The organism is Streptomyces sp. NPDC046335 (assembly GCF_055587985.1).
This window is the reverse complement of sequence record NZ_JBVJFF010000017.1, coordinates 88,626-106,428: the sequence shown is the minus strand read 5'-3', so window position 1 is coordinate 106,428 and position 17,803 is coordinate 88,626. Positions and strand designations below refer to the sequence as shown.

The window sequence follows — 17,803 nt, the reverse complement described above, 5'->3', positions numbered from 1 at the left end:
GAGCGGGGGCCGGGCCGATGCCGCCCGGCACGGACGCCGTTCGGGCGTACGGCGGGCCCGCGGCATTACCTGGGACGTAATCGACCCGGTGGCGCGGGGGCGACAGAGTGGTCTCACCGGATCCGGTCCGGCGCACTCCGGACCGGGTCCGGGACCCACGACCGCTCGTTCCCCGCCGCTTGGAGGCACCGCCATGTCCGCATCGACGTACCCGCTCGCCGGTCTCGCCCGCACCACCGACCCGACCACCATGCTGCGCCGCTTCCTCGCCCTCGACGCGGTCGTGACCGCCGGCAACGGTGTCGCCTACGCCGCAGCGTCAGGCCCCCTCGGACGCTTCCTCGGCGTCGACTCGGGGCTGCTGCTCGGGCTCGGCGTCTTCCTCGCCGTCTTCGGCGCGGGCGTCGGCTACCTCGCCGCCCGCAAGAGCCCGCCGACGTTCGGGGTGCGGGCGGTGATCGAGGCCAACACCGTCTGGGCGGTCCTCAGCGTCGTCGCCCTCGCCGTCTGGCTCTCGCCGAGCACGCCGGGCGCGGTGTGGATCCCGCTCCAGGCCCTGACCGTCGGCGGCTTCGCCGCACTCCAGTACGCGGCGCTGCGCGCGCAGCGGTCGCGCAATTCCTGAGGCGCCCGCTCGGACCGCCCGTGCCCTAGGTCATGCGTGTCTGGAGGTACTTCGCCGTCGCCGGGTCGGCCGGGAGGAGGGTTTCGATGGCCAGCTCGGCGACCGTCACGTCCATCGGGGTGTTGAACGTCGAGATGGACGAGATGAAGGACAGCACGTGCCCCTCGTGCTCGATCCGCAGTGGCAGCGCGAAGTACGGCACGTCCGTCCCCGCATCGAAGGCGTCCACCCCCGGCTCCTCCACCGGGTACGCGGCCACCTCCTCGTACAGCGCGCGCAGGGCGTCGGAGCGCTGGAGCGCGATCTGCCGCTCCATCTGGTGCAGCAGATGGCCCCGCCACTCCCGGAGGTTGCGGATCCTGGGGGCGAGGCCCCGCGGGTGCAGCGTGAGCCGCATCGCGTTCAGGGGCACCGCCAGGACGTCGTCGGGGATGTCCTCCATGAGCATCGCGATGCCGCGGTTGGCCGCGATGACGTCGTACGCCGCGTCGACGACCAGGGCGGGATACGGCTCGTACCCCGTCAGGAGCTGGTCGAGGCTCTCGCGGAGCGTGCCCATCGCGGGGTCCTCCAGCGGGGTCTCCCTGAAGCGGGGCGCGTAGCCCGCGGCGAGCAGCAGGGAGTTGCGCTCGCGCACCGGCACGTCGAGGTGGTCGGCGAGGCGCAGGACCAGTTCCTCGCTGGGGCGTGCCCGGCCCGTCTCGATGAAGCTGATGTGCCGCGCGGAGGAGTCCGCGCGCAGGGCGAGCTCCAGTTGGCTGACCCGGCGCCGCTCGCGCCAGCCGCGCAGCAGCGGCCCCACGCCGGTGGCGTTCCCCCTGGTGAGGTGTGTGGCCTTGGCCTTGCCTTTGGTGTTCCCCTTGGCGGGCGCGGCGGTTGTCATACCTAGACGGTAGTCGAACCGCGTTGTGGCAAGGTGGGACGACCTCGCGAAGTGCCTCATCGAGTACCTCGCGCACCTTCTCGCGGAAGGAGCCGGCCATGACCCCCGAACCGCTCTCGCTCAAGGAGATCGAGGACCGCCTCGCCGAACTGCCCGGCTGGTCCCTCACCGACGGCAGGATCACCCGCTCGTACCGCCTGGCCTCCCACTTCGCGGCGGCCGCCCTGGTCGTCCACATCGCGCGGACACAGGACGAACTGGGCCACCACGCCGACACGACGCTGGGGTACAACACCGTGGCCCTCGGCGTGAACACCCACAGCGCGGGCGGCGCCGTCACCGAGCTCGACTTCGAACTCGCCCGCAGGGTGGAGGAGTTGGCGCCCCTGCACGGCGCCGAGTAGGCGCCGCCATGCTGGACTACAGCAAGGAAGCCGACCGGTACGACGCCTCCCGGGGCGGCGAGCCCCGCGCGGCGGCCGCCGCGAGCGCCGTCCTCGGCCTGCTGCCCGGCGACGCCCGCACCCTCCTCGACGTGGCCTGCGGCACCGGCCTGGTCACCCGGCGGCTCGCCGGGCGCGCGGGACTGCGGGTGACCGGCGTGGACAGGGCCCACCGCATGGCGCACATGGCCGCGGCCAGGCTGCCGGGCGCCGTGGTCATCGGCGACAGCCACCGTCTGCCCTTCCCCGACGCCTCGTTCGACGCGGTCTGCACGGTGTGGCTGCTGCATCTGCTGCCCGGCCCCGAGGAGACGGCCTCGGTCGTCGGCGAGTGCGCGCGCGTGCTGCGGCCCGGCGGGGTCTACGTCACCACCGTCGACAAGGCCGCCTCGCACGACGTGGGCTGCGACATCGACGCCGTGCTCGCGCCGCGTCCCGTGCGGCCCGCGGTCGACCGCGCCGAGGCCGTCGAGGTGTACGCGGCGGAGTACGGCATGGCCCCGGCGGGCCGCGCCTGCTTCCCCGGCCACGGACAGGGCCGCTCGCCGCGCTCCACGGTCGACGACCTGCGCAGGGGCTGGTTCACCCAGGTGCCGCCCGACGGCCCGGCGGCCGAGCGGTTCGCGGCGGCGCTCGCACGGCTGCCGGACCAGGACGTGGCGCGCCCCGACCCGCTGTTCGCGCTGCGGGCGTTCCGGAAGCGGCGCCCCGCCTGTACGGGTGGCGCTTTTGCCGGACCGGCAAGATGAGTGGTCGAGAGCAGGGAGCGGCGCGCACGCTGGAGCCGTCCAGGAACGAGGGCGGAACCGAGAGGCGGCAGGGGCATGGGACACGATCACGCGCAGGGACATGGGCACGGCCACGGACATGGCCACGGGCATGGCGGTGACATGGACTGGGCGGCCATGGGCGAGATGCTGGAGCGCTACGCCGAGATCGCCGCGCCGATGTACGACGAGGCCGCCGACTGGCTGCGCGGCTGGGCGCACGAGCCGGGCGTGGTCGTGGACGTCGGCAGCGGCCCCGGCGCCATCTCCATGCGGCTGGCCGAGGCGTTCCCGAAGGCGCGGATCGTCGCGGCCGACCCCGAGGAGCCCCTCCTCGAACGGGCCCGTGACCGCGCGTCCCGCCTGGGCCTCGCCGACCGGTTCGGCACCGTGCGCGCGGTACTCCCCGACGCCGTCGACGACGTGCCCACCGCCGACCTCCTGTGGCTCTGCAAGTCCCTGCACCACGTGGGCGACCAGGGCGCGGCGCTGACCGCCCTCGCCGAGCGCCTCGCCCCCGGTGGCGTGATCGCCCTCTTGGAGGGCGGCCTGAGCACCCGTTGCCTCCCCCGCGACATCGGCTTCGGCCGCCCGGGGCTGCTGTCCCGCCTGGACGTCTGCGACGAGGAGTGGTTCGCCGAGATGCGCTCGGGCCTGCCCGGCTCGAAGGACGCCACCGAGGACTGGCCGGCGCTCCTGACCGCCGCGGGCCTGCGCCACGCGGCCACCCGCAGCTTCCTCCTCGACCTGCCGGCCCCGCTCTCCGAGAAGGCCCGCGCCCATGTGGTCGTGGACTTCACGCGCCGCCGCGAGATGCACGAGGGCCGCCTCGACGCCGACGACCTCGCCACCGTCGACCGCCTCCTGGACAAGGACGACCCGCGGAGCCTGCACCACCGCTCCGATCTGTTCCTGCTGACGGCCCAGACGGTCCATGTGGCGGTCAAGAGCGGCTGACGCCGCGGGCCGGCGGGATTTCCGTGGCAACCGGCGGTCTTCCGCTCCCGGTTGACGTAACTTCGTGGGAGCGCCGGAGGCCGTCAGGGCCCCGGCGGCCCCCCGAAGGAGGAACCGCCCCGTGACCGAGCTGATGCGATGGGAGTCCGACGAGGGGCCCGTCGTGGTCGAGGTGGACTCCCGGGACCCCGGATTCAGATCGGTGTCGCGGCGCGGCGAACACGGCGAGATCCACGAGGTCGAGGGCCGCTTCGAAGCGGCCCTGCACAACGTGCGCGGCGCCGCGATGTCCGCCCTGCGCACCTTCCGCGAGCGGTCGCTCGACCCCGACACCATCGAACTCGAATTCGGCGTCAAGCTGAGCGCCGCGGCGGGGGCCGTCATCGCGAGGACGGCGACGGAGGGCCACCTGACGGTCAAGCTCAGCTGGACCCGCCGCACACCACCGCTGCCCGAGCGCCCGGCGGAGGTGCCCGCGCAGGGCGGCGTACGACAGGACCCGCAGGGCGAATAATGGCGGGCATGCAATGGCGTGCCCGTATCGGCACGGTCGACGGCGCCCCCAGAGGGGCGGGCGTGCTGGTCGACGGCGCACGGCTGATCACCTGCGCCCACGTCGTCGAAGGGCTGAGCGAGGTCTCGGTGACGCTGCCCGGCGTCGCCGAGGCACGCCCCGCGGCCGTGGCGTGGACCGGCGACTGGCGGCGCCTCGGCGACCGCGGTGACGTGGCCGTCGTCGAGCTCGGCGAGCCGCTGTCCGTGACGCCGTGCGTGTTCGCACCGCTCGATCTGCTGAACCCCGGCAAGGAGCGCACGGCACACGAACTGCGCGCCCTGGGCTTCCCCTTCGGTCACGAGAGGGACGGCACCCACGTCACGCTGCGCACCAGCGCCGACCGGCTGCTCGGCCAGGAGTGGCTGGAGATCGACGTGGAGCAGCCGCACCTGCAGCGGCTCGGCGAGGGCTTCAGCGGCGCCGCGGTCTACGACCCGGGCTCCCACCTCGTCGTGGGCATCGTCACCGACGCGGTGCTCGACGGCGACCAGGAGGGCCACGTCGGACGGATGCTGCCCCTGGACACCATCCGCCGCCACTGGGAGGGCCTCGACGACCTCCTGCCGCTGGACTGGCTGCCGGACGCGCCACGCCGTGAACTGCGCGCCCTGTTCGACCGCGTACGCGTCGACCCCGCCACCCTGGAGCTGACCGTCCGCCGCGCGTTCCCCACCTTCCGGCGCGCCCTGCCCGCCTTCCGGTCCCCCTGGCACGCCATCCGGCACGTGGGCGAGGAACTGACCGGGGAGGACCGGTTGCTGCGGCTGCTGCCGGGACTGTGCGCCGCCGGCGGTGTCGACGCCGGGCCGTGGCTGCGGCGCTGGATGCCCGAGCGGTACGACGAGGCGGCGCATGGCCGCCAGGCTCCGCCGGGGGCGCCCGCGCCCACCGGGGCCATCGTGTTCCGCGCCCAGACGATGACCCGCGGCGCGGGCATCGACCTCTCCGTCTCGACGGTGGTCGACGGTGTGCCGGTCGGCCGGGCGGGCCCCGTGCGCATCCGCCGCCAGCAGTTGCGCGCGAAGACCGAGGCGCTGCTCGCCGAACAGGTCGGCACGGTGCGCGGCCTCGACTGGATGCTGGAGTTCGTGGTGCCGGAGCGGCTGATGAGCGAACCGTACGAGGAGTGGCAGATCCACGAGCCGGGCGCCGCGCGCCCCCGGCCCATGCGCACGGTGCCGGTGGTGGTGCGCCACCTGGACCGCCTTGAGCCGCTGCTCGCCTCCTATCTCGCGGGGCGGCGCTGGGCGACCGTACGGGCCCGCGGCGAGACCCGGCCCGAACGCGTCGAGTGCGGACTGCCGTACGGCTACGAGGAGTTCCACGACTGGCTGGACGCCGACGACCAGCTCTGCGCCCTCGCCTACGCGGCGACCCCGCCCACCGACTGGCTCTCGGCGGCTCTCGACACCGGCGTGCCGATCATGCTGTGGCGGCGCCACGCCTGCGCCGGCGGCAGCCACGCGCACTGCGCGCCACAGAAGTTCCTCGACCGCCTCCTCGAAGCGGTCGCCACGCTCGACCCCGACCGGCTGCCGGTCGAGGTCATGCGGCTGCGCAAGGAGGCCCGTTCACCGCACAAGGGCGACGCCGAGCACTGCGGACACGGGCTGACACTGTTCTGGGACGGCGGCGAGGGCAAGCCGGACCCGCCGCTGTCGGCGGCCGGCGGAGCGGGCGACGGCAGTTTCCGTTCCACGGCGGTATCGGCCGCATCAGGAAAGAGGGGGAGTGCCTGAGATGGCTCCACGGTCCGACTGGCAGATCTACACGGGAAGCCGTGTCCCGCACGACGGCGTCGGCCGCCTGCCCGACCCGCCGCCGTGGCGCACCTTCACCGGAGGCCCGCCCCTGCGCACCCCGCCCGGCGACTCCGGCAACCATCACGCGGCAGCCAGCTACCGCCCCTCCGACGACGCCGTCCGGCAGGTCAACGCGGCGCTCTACCTGCGCAGGCCGCTCCTGGTCACCGGAGCCCCCGGCACCGGCAAGTCGTCCCTCGCGTACGCCGTGGCGCACGAGCTGGGCCTCGGCAAGGTCCTGCACTGGCCGATCACCAGCCGCGTCACCCTCCGCGACGGCCTCTACGAATACGACCCCCTGACCCGCCTGTACGCCGCCGAACGCGCACGCCACGACGGTGGCGGGCCCGCGGGCGACGACATCGGTGACTACCTGCGCCTCGGCCCGCTCGGCACGGCACTGCTGCCGTACGAGCGCCCCCGCGTCCTGCTCGTGGACGAGATCGACAAGAGCGACATCGACCTGCCCAACGACCTGCTGACCGTCTTCGAGAAGGGGTCGTACGAACTGGTCGAGCTCGCCCGGCGCGCGGAGCCGACCGCCAAGGTCATGACGGCCGACAGCACCACCGACCGCGTGGAGATCCGGGACGGCACGGTCACCTGCCGTGCCTTCCCGCTCGTCGTCATGACGAGCAACGGCGAGCGCGAGTTCCCCCCGGCGTTCCTGCGGCGGTGTGTGACGGTGGACCTGAAGCAGCCCGGGAGCGTCGCGGAGCTGACCGCGATCGTCCGCGAACACCTCGGCCCGTTGATCGGCGAGGAGAACGGCGAACTCCCCGTCGGCGCCCGGGACGTCATCGACCGCTTCTTCGAGCGGCGCGGCAGCGGACTGCTCGCCAACGACCAGCTCCTCAACGCCGTCTACATGCGCCATCACGCCTCGTTCAGCGAACGGCCCGAGGACGTGGACGCGCTGGCCGACCAGGTGATGCCGTACCTGAGCAGCGAAGCGACACGCACCGATGGCGATTGACCGGCTGCGCGACGCCCTGAACGCCCTGGGGCCGCCGGTCACGCCGCTGGAGCTGGCGGAGATGCTGTGGCTTGCCGAGCGCCTGCCCGCGGACGACGGAACCGGCGCGGCGACGGCAGGGGGCCGGGGCCGGGGCGACCGGCCGACAGGGCCCGGTGCCACCACGGGGGCGGGTGCCCCGAAGCGCGCGCAGGGGGCCGGAACACCCACGGGCGACCGGCCGCCAGACGAGGCGATGTGCGCGGAGGCGGAGGACGGCGCGAGCCCGCGCCGGGGCGCCCGGCGCGGCACTCTGCACGTTCCCCTCGGCGCGCCGCAGCCAGGCTCCGACGCCGACGACGTCCTCGTCCCCGCCCCCCAGGCACTCCACCACGAACTGGCGATCCAGCGCGCCCTGCGCCCGCTCAAGCGGCGGGTGCCGGACCCGCGCCGCCGCACGCTCGACGAGCGGGCCACGGCCGAACGCGCCGCCCGTACCTCAGGACCGCGCGCCTGGGCGCCCGTCATGGTGCCCGCCACCGACCGCCTCCTCAGCCTGGCCCTGGTCGCCGACACCGGCCCCTCGGTGACGGTGTGGCGCCCCCTCGTCCGCGAACTGCGCGAGGCCATGCAGCGCACCGGCGCCTTCCGTGACGTCCGCGTATGGCGGCTGACCGACCTCGGTCCGCGCGTCGGCGTACGGTCCTCGCCCGGCGGCCCGGCGATGGACCCGGCGGCCCTGGTCGACCCGACCGGACGTCAGGTCACGCTGGTCCTCAGCGACTGTTCGGGCCCGCACTGGTGGGGTGGCAGAGCGGCGCGCGCCCTGCACCTGTGGGCGAGCCGCGGCCCGACGGCGATCCTTCAGCCGCTGCCCGAACGCCTCTGGCGCCGCACCGCCGCCCCGGCCGTCCCCGGCAGGGCGATCGCCTGCCGCCCCGGCGCGCCCAACACCGTGCTGCGCTTCATCCCGCACGACGGCCGGGCCAGGCCGCCCGCGGCGGACGCGGTGCCCGTGCCCGTCCTGGAGATCGCCCCCGACTGGCTGGCCGACTGGGCGGGCCTGGTCACGGCCTCCGGCGACCAGCACCGGGACACGGCGGTCACCTACGTCGGTGCCGCCCCGCCGCGACGGGACCGCCCGTTCGTGGACGAGGCCGACGTGCCGATCACGGAACGCGTCCTGCGCTTCCAGGAGGCGGCCTCACCCACGGCGGCGGACCTGGCGGCGCACGTCGCGCTCTCGGTGCCCGCGCTGCCGGTGATGCGGCTGATCCAGCAGTGCGTCACCCCTGGCTCACGCCCCAGCGACCTGGCCGAGGTCCTGCTGAGCGGCCTGCTCCAGCCGCACGACACGGAGCGCGGCCTGTACGACTTCGTGCCGGGCGCGCGAGGCGCCCTCCTGGAGACCCTGCCCCGCCCCGAATCGCTGGCGGTCGCCGAACTGCTCTCCGGGCTCGGCGCGGAGATCGAGGGCAGGACCGGCTCGGCGACCCGGGCGTTCCGTGCGGTGGCACGCGTGACGGAGGGCACGGGGGCCCACGGCCTCGGCCCGGCGGGCCAACCGTTCGCGCTGGTCAGTGAGGAGGCGTTGGAGCTGCTGCGGGGGCGGGCGATGCGGGTGGCACAGCGGCCCGCCGGGCCTGTCGGCGAGGCCGGGCCGCGGGCGCCCGCGCCCCCGGAAACGGTGTCCGCCGAGCCGGGGCTCGTCCAGTTCGACCAACCGCACACGGTGGACGCCCCACCGACGCTGAACAACGTGCCCCGACCGCAGTTCTTCGTCGGCAGGGAGCATGAACTGCGGCGCCTCGATTACGCGTTGCTGTCCTCGTTCACCTCGACCGCGCAGCCCGGGACGATGGTCGTCCACGGCGAGGCGGGTATGGGCAAGACGACGTTGGCGGCCGAGTGGGCGGCCGGTGTGGCCGTCGCCGACGTGCACAGCCCGGTGTGGTGGGTGGCGGCGTACTCGCCCGCGTCGATCGTCAAGAGCCTCTCCGACCTCACCCGCGCCCTCCAGCCCTCCGTGCCCGACTTCCTCGCGGCGGAGGGGCGCTGGGAGTGGGCGCTCCGGTGGCTGAGCGTGCACCAGGGCTGGGTCCTGGTCTTCGACGACGTGCGTGAGCCCGCCGACGTGCGCGTCCTGCTGTCCCGGCTCGGCTCGGGCGGTTCCGTGCTGATCACCAGCCGGGAGGCCAAGGGGTGGGACGGCATCGCCACGCCGATGAAGCTGCGGGTGCCCGAACTGCCCGAAGCCGTCGACATGCTGAACCGGCGGGTGGGCAGACCGCAGCGAGGGGCGGACGCGCTCTGCCGGGAACTGGGCAGACTGCCGCTGGCCGTGGCCAGGGCGGCCACGTACCTCGCCGACACCGGCGCCGACATCGCCGACTACCGGGCCCACCTCGTGCGGCAACGGGAAGCGGAGGCGGACGACACCGGCGCGAGCGGCCCCGACGAATCCGTCGCCCAGCGCCTGCGCGCCGCCGCGGCCTCCCCGGGGGCCGGGTGGCTCATCATGGTCCTCGCCTGGTTCGGCCGGCAGCCCGTCCCCCGGGACCTGCTGGCCACGGCGGGGCCGCGCGAGACCGGCCTGCCGCACACTCCGGAACATCTGTCCTTCCTGGCCGCCTGCGACCTGCTCCGCGTGGACGGCGACACCGTGACCCTCAAGGACGGGGTGGCGGCCGTCGCGCGCACACCGGACGACAGCCCGTCCGTGCGCACCCTCGACGACATCGACGAGGCACGGCACACGGCGGCCCGCTGCCTCGGCCGGGCGCTCCCCGCCGCTACGGCCGGACCGGGCGACTGGCCCCGCTGGCGGGAACTGCTGCCCCATGTCGACGCGCTCTTCGAGCACGCCCCCGCCACCCGGGACGACCGGCACGTGGTGCACCTCTTGGACCGCACGGCACAGTTCCTCCTCGGCCAGGGCGAGGTGCTCAAGAGCGTCGCGTTCCTGCGGCGCGCCGTGAGCGGCCTTGAGCGGCTGCACGGGGCACGGGCGCCCGAGACGCTCGCGGCCGCCGCCCGGCTCGCGGAGGCGTACCTCGCGGACGGCAAGCCCGACCTGGCGATCGCGACGTACACCAGCACCCTGGAGTCGGCGAGCACGACGAGCCCGTCCGCGGACGGGCCCGGGTACGTCGAGCGACGTGTGGGGCTCGCGGGCGCCTACCAGGCGGCGGGGGACGTGGTCCGCGCGGTGCGGGAGATGGAGGACGTGTGCCGCCTCCTGGACCACGGTCCGGGCGTCGACCGCCCCAGGACCCTGTGGGCCCGCGGGCGGCTCGCCGGCGCGTACCAGGCGGCGGGGGACTGGCATCGCGCGATCAGGACGTACGAGGAGACGCTCGCCGCCCACCAACGGGTTCACGGACACGACTCACCGCTCACGCTCGCCCTGCGCGGCGACCTGGCCGGCGCCTACCAGGCGGTGGGTGACCCCGCGCGGGCCATCGACGAACTGGAGCGGATGGCGGCCGGCTGCCGCCGGGCCCTGGGCGCGGACCATCCCCTCACCCTCGCGGCCCTGTCCGGGCTGGCCGGGGTCCACGAGAGCCAGGGCGCGCTCGACCAGGCGATCGGCCTCCACGAGGACGCCCTGGGGCTCAGTATCCGAGCGCTCGGCACGGCGCATCCCGAGACGACACGCCTGCGCGAGCGGCTCGCGCAGGCGTGCGTGACCAACGGCAGCCCGAAGCGGGCCGTCCCGCTCGGCGAGGAAGTGCTCACCGTGAAGGGCGAGACGCTGGGCCAGGCCCACCCCGAAACGCTCCGCGCGGCCGCGTCCCTGGCCGACATGTACCGCCGCGCGGGCGCCCGCGACAAGGCGCTCGTCCTGTACGAACGGACGCTGACCGAGCGCCTCAGGGTTCTGGGCCCCTCGCACGCCGAGACCCGGCGCTCCTACGACGACCTCACACGGACGCTGTGCGAGGCCGGAAGACCGCGCAGGGCCATCCCGCTCATCGAGCAGACGCTGGACGAGCGCGTGAGCACCCTGGGGGACGCGCACCCGGAGAGCGTCCGCACGCGGGGCGCGCTCGCCGACGCCTACCGGCAGGCCGGGCAGCCCGCGGAGGCCGCCGTGCTGCGCCACGCCACGCTCGCCGACCTGAAACGCTCCCTGGGTGAGGACCACATCCGCACCTACCGGGCCCGCGCGGAGCTCGCGCACGCCCTGGCCGCCGCCGATGACATGGACGGCGCCATCCGCCAACTGCGCAGGGCCGTGCACGGGTTGGCCAGGGAACTCGGCGACGACGCGGCCGAGACCGCCGCCGCCCGCACGGAACTGGCCCGGTGGCAGGAGCACCGCTCCTGATCCACCGGGCCGCTCCCTCGGGCGCGTTGAGGACCTACGCCAGGACGGCTTACGCCACGTCGAACGTCGCCGGGTCGGGACCCAGCCGGCGGTTCTCGTTCAGGGCGGAGATCGCCGCCATGTCCTCCGGGTCCAGCTCGAAGCCGAAGACGTCGATGTTCTCCTTGATCCGGGACGGGGTCACGGACTTGGGGATCACGACGTTGCCGAGCTGGATGTGCCAGCGCAGCACGGTCTGGGCGGGAGTGCGCCCGTGCTTCCGGGCGATCGCGACGATCGCCGGGACCTCCAGGAGCCCCTTGCCCTGGCCGAGCGGCGACCACGCCTCGGTGGCGATGCCCTGCTCGGCGTGGTACTCGCGGGACGCGCGCTGCTGGAGGTGCGGGTGGAGCTCGATCTGGTTGACGGCGGGGATGACCGACGTCTCCGAGATCAGCTGCTCCAGGTGCTCGGGCAGGAAGTTCGAGACACCGATGGACTTGGCGCGGCCGTCGGCCCGGATCTTCTCCAACGCCTTGTACGTGTCGGTCGCGAGGCCCTTGGACGGCAGGGGCCAGTGGATCAGGTACAGGTCCACGTAGTCGAGGCCGAGCTTCTCCAGCGAGCTGTCGAAGGCGCGCAGCGTCGAGTCGTAGCCCTGGTCGCTGTTCCACACCTTCGTGGTGACGAACAGTTCCTCACGGGGCACCGCGGAGGCGGCGATGGCCTTGCCCGTGCCCGTCTCGTTCTCGTAGACGGCCGCGGTGTCGATGCTGCGGTACCCGGCCTCCAGGGCCGCCGTGACCGCGGTCTCTGCCTCGTCGTCCGGCACCTGCCAGACACCGAAACCGAGCTGGGGCATCTCGACGCCGTTGTTCAGGATGATCGGGGGGACCTTGCTCACGAGCTCTCGATCCTTAGGTTCGTCGGGTGGTACTTCCATGGTCAACGATCAGTGGCGATGTCGCATTCCTGAGCGGGGGCGCACCTTCCACTTTCTTCCGCCGAGTCACTGCCGAGCGGCGCCCGGATGATGCGCGCCGATCGGTTGTCCGTCGGTCCTGTGCGGCATACCGTGCCCGGGTGGATCTCTTCTCACACTCCTGGACGGCGCTGCGCACGGCGGTCGCCGGGCTCCGTGACGAGGACTTCGAGCAGCCGTCCGGCTGTACCGGGTGGCTCGTCCGCGACCTGGCGTGTCACCTGGTCATCGACGCCCAGGACGTCCTGATCACCCTGGTCACGCCCGCAGGCACCGAACCCACCGCCGACGCCGCCACCTACTGGGAGCTCGTCGGGCCGCCGACCGGCGAGGACCCACTGGACGCGCTGATGCCCCGCCTCGCCGCCGCGTACGGCGAGCCCTGGCTGCTGAAGTTCCACCTCGACGACGTCGGTTCGGCCGCGGGGCGCGCCGCCGAACTCGCCGATCCGGCGGCCCGCGTCAGCACCAAGGACCAGGTCCTGACGGTCGGCGACTACCTCTCCGCGTACGTCATCGAATGGACCCTGCACCACCTGGACCTGATCGCGCACCTGCCCGCGGTCGCCGGTCCGTCCGCGGAGAGCCTCGCGGCGGCGCGCGGCCTCCTGGAGAGGATCGCCGGGGTCCGGTTCCCCGGTGCGTTGCCGGACGCGGACGCGCTGCTCGTGGGCACCGGGCGCCGTCCGCCGACCGGCGCGGAGCGGGCGGCCCTCGGGGAGCTCGCGGAACGGCTGCCGTTCGTCATCGGCTGAACCACCGGGCGGGGCACCCGGCCTAGCTGCGGTACAGCGCCGCGACCTCCGACTCGTACGCCGTCTCGATCGCCTTGCGCTTGAGCTTCAGGGACGGCGTGAGCAGGCCGTGCTCCTCGCTGAACTGGTGGGCCAGTATCCGGAACGTCCGGATCGATTCGGCCTGGGAGACGAGGGTGTTGGCGGCGACCACGGCCCGGCGCACCTCGGTCTCCAGGTCCGCGTCGCGCACCAGCTCGCCGGGCGGCAGCATCGGCTTGCGGCGCATGGTCATCCAGTGCTCCACGGCCTCGGCGTCCAGCGTGACGAGGGCGGCTATGTAGGGGCGGTCGTTGCCGACGACGATGCACTGGGCGACCAGCGGGTGGTCGCGCACCCGCTCCTCCAGCTGGCCCGGCGACACGCTCTTGCCGCCGGACGTCACCAGGATCTCCTTCTTGCGCCCGGTGATCGTGAGGTAGCCGTCCTCGTCGAGCGCGCCCAGGTCACCGGTGGCGAGCCAGCCGTCGTGCAGGCTCGCGTCGGTGGCCTTGGGGTCGTTGAGGTAGCCCTGGAAGATGTTGCCGCCGTGCAGCCAGACCTCGCCGTCGGCCGCGATGTGCACGGCGGTGCCGGGAATGGCCTGGCCGACCGTGCCGTACCGGGCGCGCTCGGGCGGGTTGGCGGTCGCCGCCGCCGATGACTCGGTGAGCCCGTACCCCTCGTAGATCGTCACGCCCGCGCCCGCGAAGAACAGGCCGAGCCTGCGGTCCATGGCCGAGCCGCCCGACATCGCGTGCCGCACCCGGCCGCCCATCGCCTCGCGCACCTTGGAGTAGACGAGCTTGTCGAAGAGCTGGTGCTGCATGCGCAGCGCGGCCGACGGCCCGGGACCCGTGCCGAAGGCCTTGGCCTCCAGCGCGTCGGCGTACCGCACGGCACAGTCGACGGCCTTGTCGAACGCGCCCGCCTTGCCGTCCCGCTCCGCCTTGCGCCGCGCCGCGTTGAAGACCTTCTCGAAGATGTACGGCACGGCCAGGATGAACGACGGCCGGAACGCCGCGAGGTCGGGCAGGAGCGCCGCCGCGTTGAGGTTCGGCTGGTGGCCCATCCTGACCCGGCCGCGCACCGCCGCGATCTGCACCATGCGGCCGAAGACGTGGGCGAGGGGCAGGAAGAGCAGCGTCGTCGCCTCGTCGCCCCGCTTGGAGTGGAAGACCGGCTCCCAGCGTCCGACCATCACGTCCGCCTCGAACATGAAGTTCGCGTGGGAGATCAGACAGCCCTTGGGGCGGCCCGTGGTGCCCGAGGTGTAGATGATCGTGGCGATGGAGTCGGGTGTCACGGCGCGCCGGTGGCGGTGCACCACCTCATCGTCGATGTCGCGGCCCGCGGCGTTCAGCTCACCGACGGCGTCGGCGTCGAGCTGCCAGAGCCTGCGGAGCTGCGGCAGCCGGTCGACGACCGAGCCGATTGTCATCGCGTGGTCCTCGTGCTCCACCATCGCGGCCGTGACCTGCGCGTCATGCAGCATCCAGACGACCTGCTCGGCCGAGGACGTCGGGTAGACGGGCACGACCTGGGCGCCGATGGCCCAGAGCGCGAAGTCGAAGAGCGTCCACTCGTAGCGGGTGCGGGACATGATGGCGACGCGGTCCCCGAACCGGACGCCCTGGGCGATCAGCCCCTTGGCCAGGGCGAGTACCTCGTCGCGGAAGCGGGCCGACGTGACGTCGGTCCACCGCCCGTCGGTCTTGCGGCCGAACGCGATGCGCAGCGGATCCTCGGCGGCATGGTCGAACACGGCGTCGGCGAGGCCGCCCACCAGCGGCGCCGATGCCATCGGAGGATTCGAGAACTCGCGCAATGATGCTCCTTGTGGCGCTCCGCACAGCGCCGTGACCGTACCCCACGGCGAGCGCCGCCGGGAGGGGGGCACCGACCCGCCGGTATGGACCATCGCTACAGGTCAGCCGGTCAAAATGGGGCCACAAGGGGAAGGGCGGGACAGAATACTTACGCTGGAGTAAGTTTCGGAGCCGTAATCTCCACGGAATCTGTACGCGGGCGTCACGGCGGCTGGCGAATCTGTACGGGCCGGTCACGGCCCCCGCTCCTCGCGGAGGCCGTGCGGCCCGGAGTTCAGTCGGGACTCAGCGGACCCGGCCCCCGGCGACCGGCTCCTGCACGGCCCCGGCGACCGGCTCCCGCGCGGCTCCGGAAGGCCGGTCCGACGCGGGCGCGGCCTTCGGCGTCCGCACCAGGACCAGTACCAGCACCCCGGCGACGAGCCCCGCCGCGCCCGCCGCCAGCGACGCCCCGTTCAGCCCCTCCGCGAACGCCGCGCGCACCGTGTGCTCCGGGACCGTGCCGCGCAGGGCGGCCGCGCCGCCGCCCGCGACGGTGTGCGCCGCGTCGTGACCGAGCGAGTCCCGCATGCGCGAGGTCACGACCGTGCCGAAGAGGGCGACCCCGACCGCGTAGCCGAGCTGGCGGAAGGTGTTCACCGCGCCGCCCGCCATCCCGGCGTTCGCGGGCGGCACCGCGGCGAGCGCCGCCCCCGCGAGGCCGGGCGCGACCAGGCCCGTGCCGACGCCCGCGATGGTCAGACCCGGTATGAGCGCCCTCCACGAGGACCCGGCGTCGAGGACCGCCATGCACAGCCCGCCGACGCCGATCAGCAGCAGCCCGCCCCCGATGACGAGCCGCGGCGCCACCCCGTGCAGCAGCCGCCCGCCGACCGCCGCCACCACGAACGACGTCGCCGCGAGCGGAAGCAGCACCAGACTGCCCCGCACCGCACTCATGCCGAGCACCGTCTGGAGCCAGATCGAGATGTACGGGATGACGCCGAAGGCCGCGGCGTTGTACCCGACGGCGCCGAGCAGCACCCCGGTGAAGGCCGGCTTGCGCAGCAGCCGCAGATCGAGCAGCGGATGGGCGGCGCGCCGCTCGACCAGCACGAAGCAGAGCAGCGCGAGCGCCGACACCGCGAAGGCGCCGCCCGTGACGCCCGATGTCCAGCCGTCGGTGCCGCCGCGCAGCACGCCGTACGTCCCCGCGCCCGCGAAGGCCGCGAACGCCGCCGTGCTCGCCCAGTCGACCCGCCGCCCGGCAGGCGCCTTCGACTCCGGCACCACCCGCAGCGTCAGCCAGACCGAGGCCACGCTCACCGGCAGGTTCACGAAGAAGATCCAGCGCCAGCCGGGCCCCTCGGTGAGCACCCCGCCCACGATCGGGCCGAGCGCGGCCGACGCCCCGCTCACCGCACCCCACACGCCGAGCGCGAACGACCGGTCGCGGCCCTCGTAGGCGGCGCCCAGCAGCGGCAGCGTCGTCGCGAACATCGCCGCCGCGCCAAGTCCTTGCAGGGCGCGGGCCGCCACGAGCAGCTCGGCGTCGGACGCGAGGCCGCAGCCCAGCGAGGCCACGGCGAAGAGCGCGGTCCCGATGACGTTGAGCCGGCGCCTGCCGAGCACGTCGGCCGCGGCGCCCACCCCGAGCAGCAGCGCGGCCAGCGCGAGCGCGTAGCCGTCGATGACCCACTGAAGATCGCTCAGCGAGGCGTCAAGGGCCCGCGCCATGTCGGGCAGCGCCACCACCACGATCGTCACGTCCAGCAACAGCATGAACGTCCCCAGAGACACCGCCGTGAGCGGTCCCCATCTACGCATTGCCTGGCTCCCCATGTCCTCGTCCTGCTCCGTCCAGCGGATGTGCGTGCCCCCGTACGATGGGCCGACGCCGGACGAATGCTCTGCCCGCGCATGCCGAGGTGCGGGAAACCGACAACTAGGAGGTTCTCAGTGGTGGAATCCGACGTCTTCGACGAGCTGGACCTCAAGCTGCTGCACGCCCTGGAGATCGACGGCAGGGCGTCCTTCAGCCGTATCGCCGCCGTCCTCGGCGTCTCCGACCAGACCGTCGCCCGCCGCTACCGCCGCCTGTGCGCCGAGGCCGGCCTGCGCGTCCTCGGCGTCCGCGACACCCACCGGCTCGGCAGGGACCAGTGGATGCTCCGGCTGCGCTGCGCGCCCGACGGCGCAGAGGCCATCGCCGCGGCCATGGCCCGCCGCCCCGACACGGCGTGGGTCCACCTCACCTCGGCGGGCACCGAAGTGGTCTGCATGACCCTGCCGCGCAGCGCGGGCGACTACGACGACCTGGTCTTCGGCAAGCTGCTGCGCACCCGGCAGGTCATCGAGATCACCGCGCACCAGCTGCTGCACCGCTTCTACGGCGGGCGCACCGGCTGGATCGGCAAGCACCGCCCGCTCACCGACGAGCAGGCCGCGGCGCTGCGCCCCGCCCCCGCCGCGGCGACCGCGGGCCCCGCCCGCATCGCCCCCGAGGACGAGCCGCTGGTCGACGCGCTCAAGGCCGACGGCCGCGTCACCTACCCCGAACTCCAGCGCGCCACCGGCCGCTCGGAGTCCTCCGTCAAGCGCCGCCTCGCCGCGCTGCTCGACTCGAAGGCGCTCTACATCGACACCGAGTACGACACCGCGCGCTTCGGGTTCCCCACCGCCGCGATGCTCTGGATCGCGGTCGCTCCCGGGTCGCTCGACGCGGTGGGGCGCGCCATGGCCGAGCACCCCGAGGTCGCGCACGTCTCCGCGATCACCGGGCCCGCCAACCTGATGGCGACCGTGCTGACGCGCGGCACCGCGGACCTCTACACCTACCTGAGCGCGAAGCTCGGCCCGCTCGACGGCGTGCGGCACGTCGAATCCGCGCCCTACTTGCGGAGCTTCAAGAAGCTCACGTATCCGCGGCCCTTGCGCTGAGCC

The 17,803-nt window shown here is 73.8% G+C and carries 14 protein-coding genes; 10 read left to right on the top strand and 4 right to left on the bottom strand.

Annotated elements, in window-relative coordinates; translation table 11 throughout:
• The first annotated feature begins 193 nt into the window (after window positions 1–193).
• Window positions 194–625 carry a hypothetical protein gene (locus ACZ6JY_RS34770; protein ID WP_469202508.1) on the top strand — a complete coding sequence of 144 codons (432 nt, stop codon included), beginning with the start codon at window positions 194–196 and terminating at the stop codon, window positions 623–625.
• A gap of 25 nt (window positions 626–650) precedes the next feature.
• On the opposite strand, the gene ACZ6JY_RS34765 is transcribed toward ACZ6JY_RS34770, so the two are convergent.
• Complete coding sequence (locus tag ACZ6JY_RS34765; protein WP_469202506.1) at window positions 651–1,508, bottom strand: helix-turn-helix domain-containing protein; 858 nt, start codon at window positions 1,506–1,508, stop codon at window positions 651–653.
• Between the two features lie 98 nt (window positions 1,509–1,606).
• Here ACZ6JY_RS34765 and ACZ6JY_RS34760 point away from each other — a divergent pair, with 98 nt between their 5' ends.
• The 7 genes from ACZ6JY_RS34760 (at window position 1,607) to ACZ6JY_RS34730 (ending at window position 11,318) form a co-directional block, all read left to right on the top strand.
• Window positions 1,607–1,912: a 4a-hydroxytetrahydrobiopterin dehydratase gene (locus tag ACZ6JY_RS34760; protein ID WP_469202505.1), complete on the top strand. Its 306-nt coding sequence runs from the start codon at window positions 1,607–1,609 to the stop codon at window positions 1,910–1,912.
• An 8-nt stretch (window positions 1,913–1,920) separates the two neighbouring features.
• Window positions 1,921–2,700: a class I SAM-dependent methyltransferase gene (locus tag ACZ6JY_RS34755; protein WP_469202503.1), complete on the top strand. Its 780-nt coding sequence runs from the start codon at window positions 1,921–1,923 to the stop codon at window positions 2,698–2,700.
• A gap of 75 nt (window positions 2,701–2,775) precedes the next feature.
• Entirely contained in the window at window positions 2,776–3,675 is a 900-nt protein-coding gene (locus tag ACZ6JY_RS34750) for a class I SAM-dependent methyltransferase (protein ID WP_469202501.1), read from the top strand.
• A 121-nt stretch (window positions 3,676–3,796) separates the two neighbouring features.
• On the top strand, window positions 3,797–4,189 hold the full coding sequence (locus tag ACZ6JY_RS34745) for a CU044_2847 family protein (protein ID WP_469202499.1): 393 nt from the start codon (window positions 3,797–3,799) through the stop codon (window positions 4,187–4,189).
• A gap of 8 nt (window positions 4,190–4,197) precedes the next feature.
• The gene (locus ACZ6JY_RS34740; protein ID WP_469202497.1) at window positions 4,198–5,970 is read left to right on the top strand and encodes a VMAP-C domain-containing protein; all 1,773 of its coding nucleotides are present in this window, start codon (window positions 4,198–4,200) and stop codon (window positions 5,968–5,970) included.
• Window position 5,971: 1 nt separating this feature from the next.
• On the top strand, window positions 5,972–7,009 hold the full coding sequence (locus ACZ6JY_RS34735; protein ID WP_469202495.1) for an AAA family ATPase: 1,038 nt from the start codon (window positions 5,972–5,974) through the stop codon (window positions 7,007–7,009).
• The gene (locus ACZ6JY_RS34730; protein ID WP_469202493.1) at window positions 6,999–11,318 is read left to right on the top strand and encodes an SAV_2336 N-terminal domain-related protein; all 4,320 of its coding nucleotides are present in this window, start codon (window positions 6,999–7,001) and stop codon (window positions 11,316–11,318) included. Before ACZ6JY_RS34735 ends, ACZ6JY_RS34730 begins: the two co-directional genes overlap by 11 nt.
• Window positions 11,319–11,367: 49 nt before the next feature.
• Here the strand turns inward: ACZ6JY_RS34730 and ACZ6JY_RS34725 are convergent, their stop codons facing one another.
• On the bottom strand, window positions 11,368–12,240 hold the full coding sequence (locus ACZ6JY_RS34725) for an aldo/keto reductase (protein ID WP_469202491.1): 873 nt from the start codon (window positions 12,238–12,240) through the stop codon (window positions 11,368–11,370).
• A gap of 140 nt (window positions 12,241–12,380) precedes the next feature.
• Between ACZ6JY_RS34725 and ACZ6JY_RS34720 the strand changes: the two genes are divergently transcribed.
• Entirely contained in the window at window positions 12,381–13,034 is a 654-nt protein-coding gene (locus ACZ6JY_RS34720; protein WP_469202489.1) for a maleylpyruvate isomerase N-terminal domain-containing protein, read from the top strand.
• Between the two features lie 22 nt (window positions 13,035–13,056).
• Here the strand turns inward: ACZ6JY_RS34720 and ACZ6JY_RS34715 are convergent, their stop codons facing one another.
• Window positions 13,057–14,856, bottom strand: a complete 1,800-nt coding sequence (locus tag ACZ6JY_RS34715) for an AMP-dependent synthetase/ligase (RefSeq protein WP_469202487.1) — start codon at window positions 14,854–14,856, stop codon at window positions 13,057–13,059.
• 310 nt (window positions 14,857–15,166) lie between these two features.
• Window positions 15,167–16,687 (bottom strand): MFS transporter, encoded by a 1,521-nt coding sequence (locus ACZ6JY_RS34710; protein WP_469202485.1) that lies wholly within the window; start codon window positions 16,685–16,687, stop codon window positions 15,167–15,169.
• A 93-nt stretch (window positions 16,688–16,780) separates the two neighbouring features.
• Here ACZ6JY_RS34710 and ACZ6JY_RS34705 point away from each other — a divergent pair, with 93 nt between their 5' ends.
• The gene (locus ACZ6JY_RS34705) at window positions 16,781–17,800 is read left to right on the top strand and encodes an Lrp/AsnC family transcriptional regulator (protein ID WP_469202641.1); all 1,020 of its coding nucleotides are present in this window, start codon (window positions 16,781–16,783) and stop codon (window positions 17,798–17,800) included.
• The last annotated feature ends 3 nt before the right edge of the window (window positions 17,801–17,803 follow it).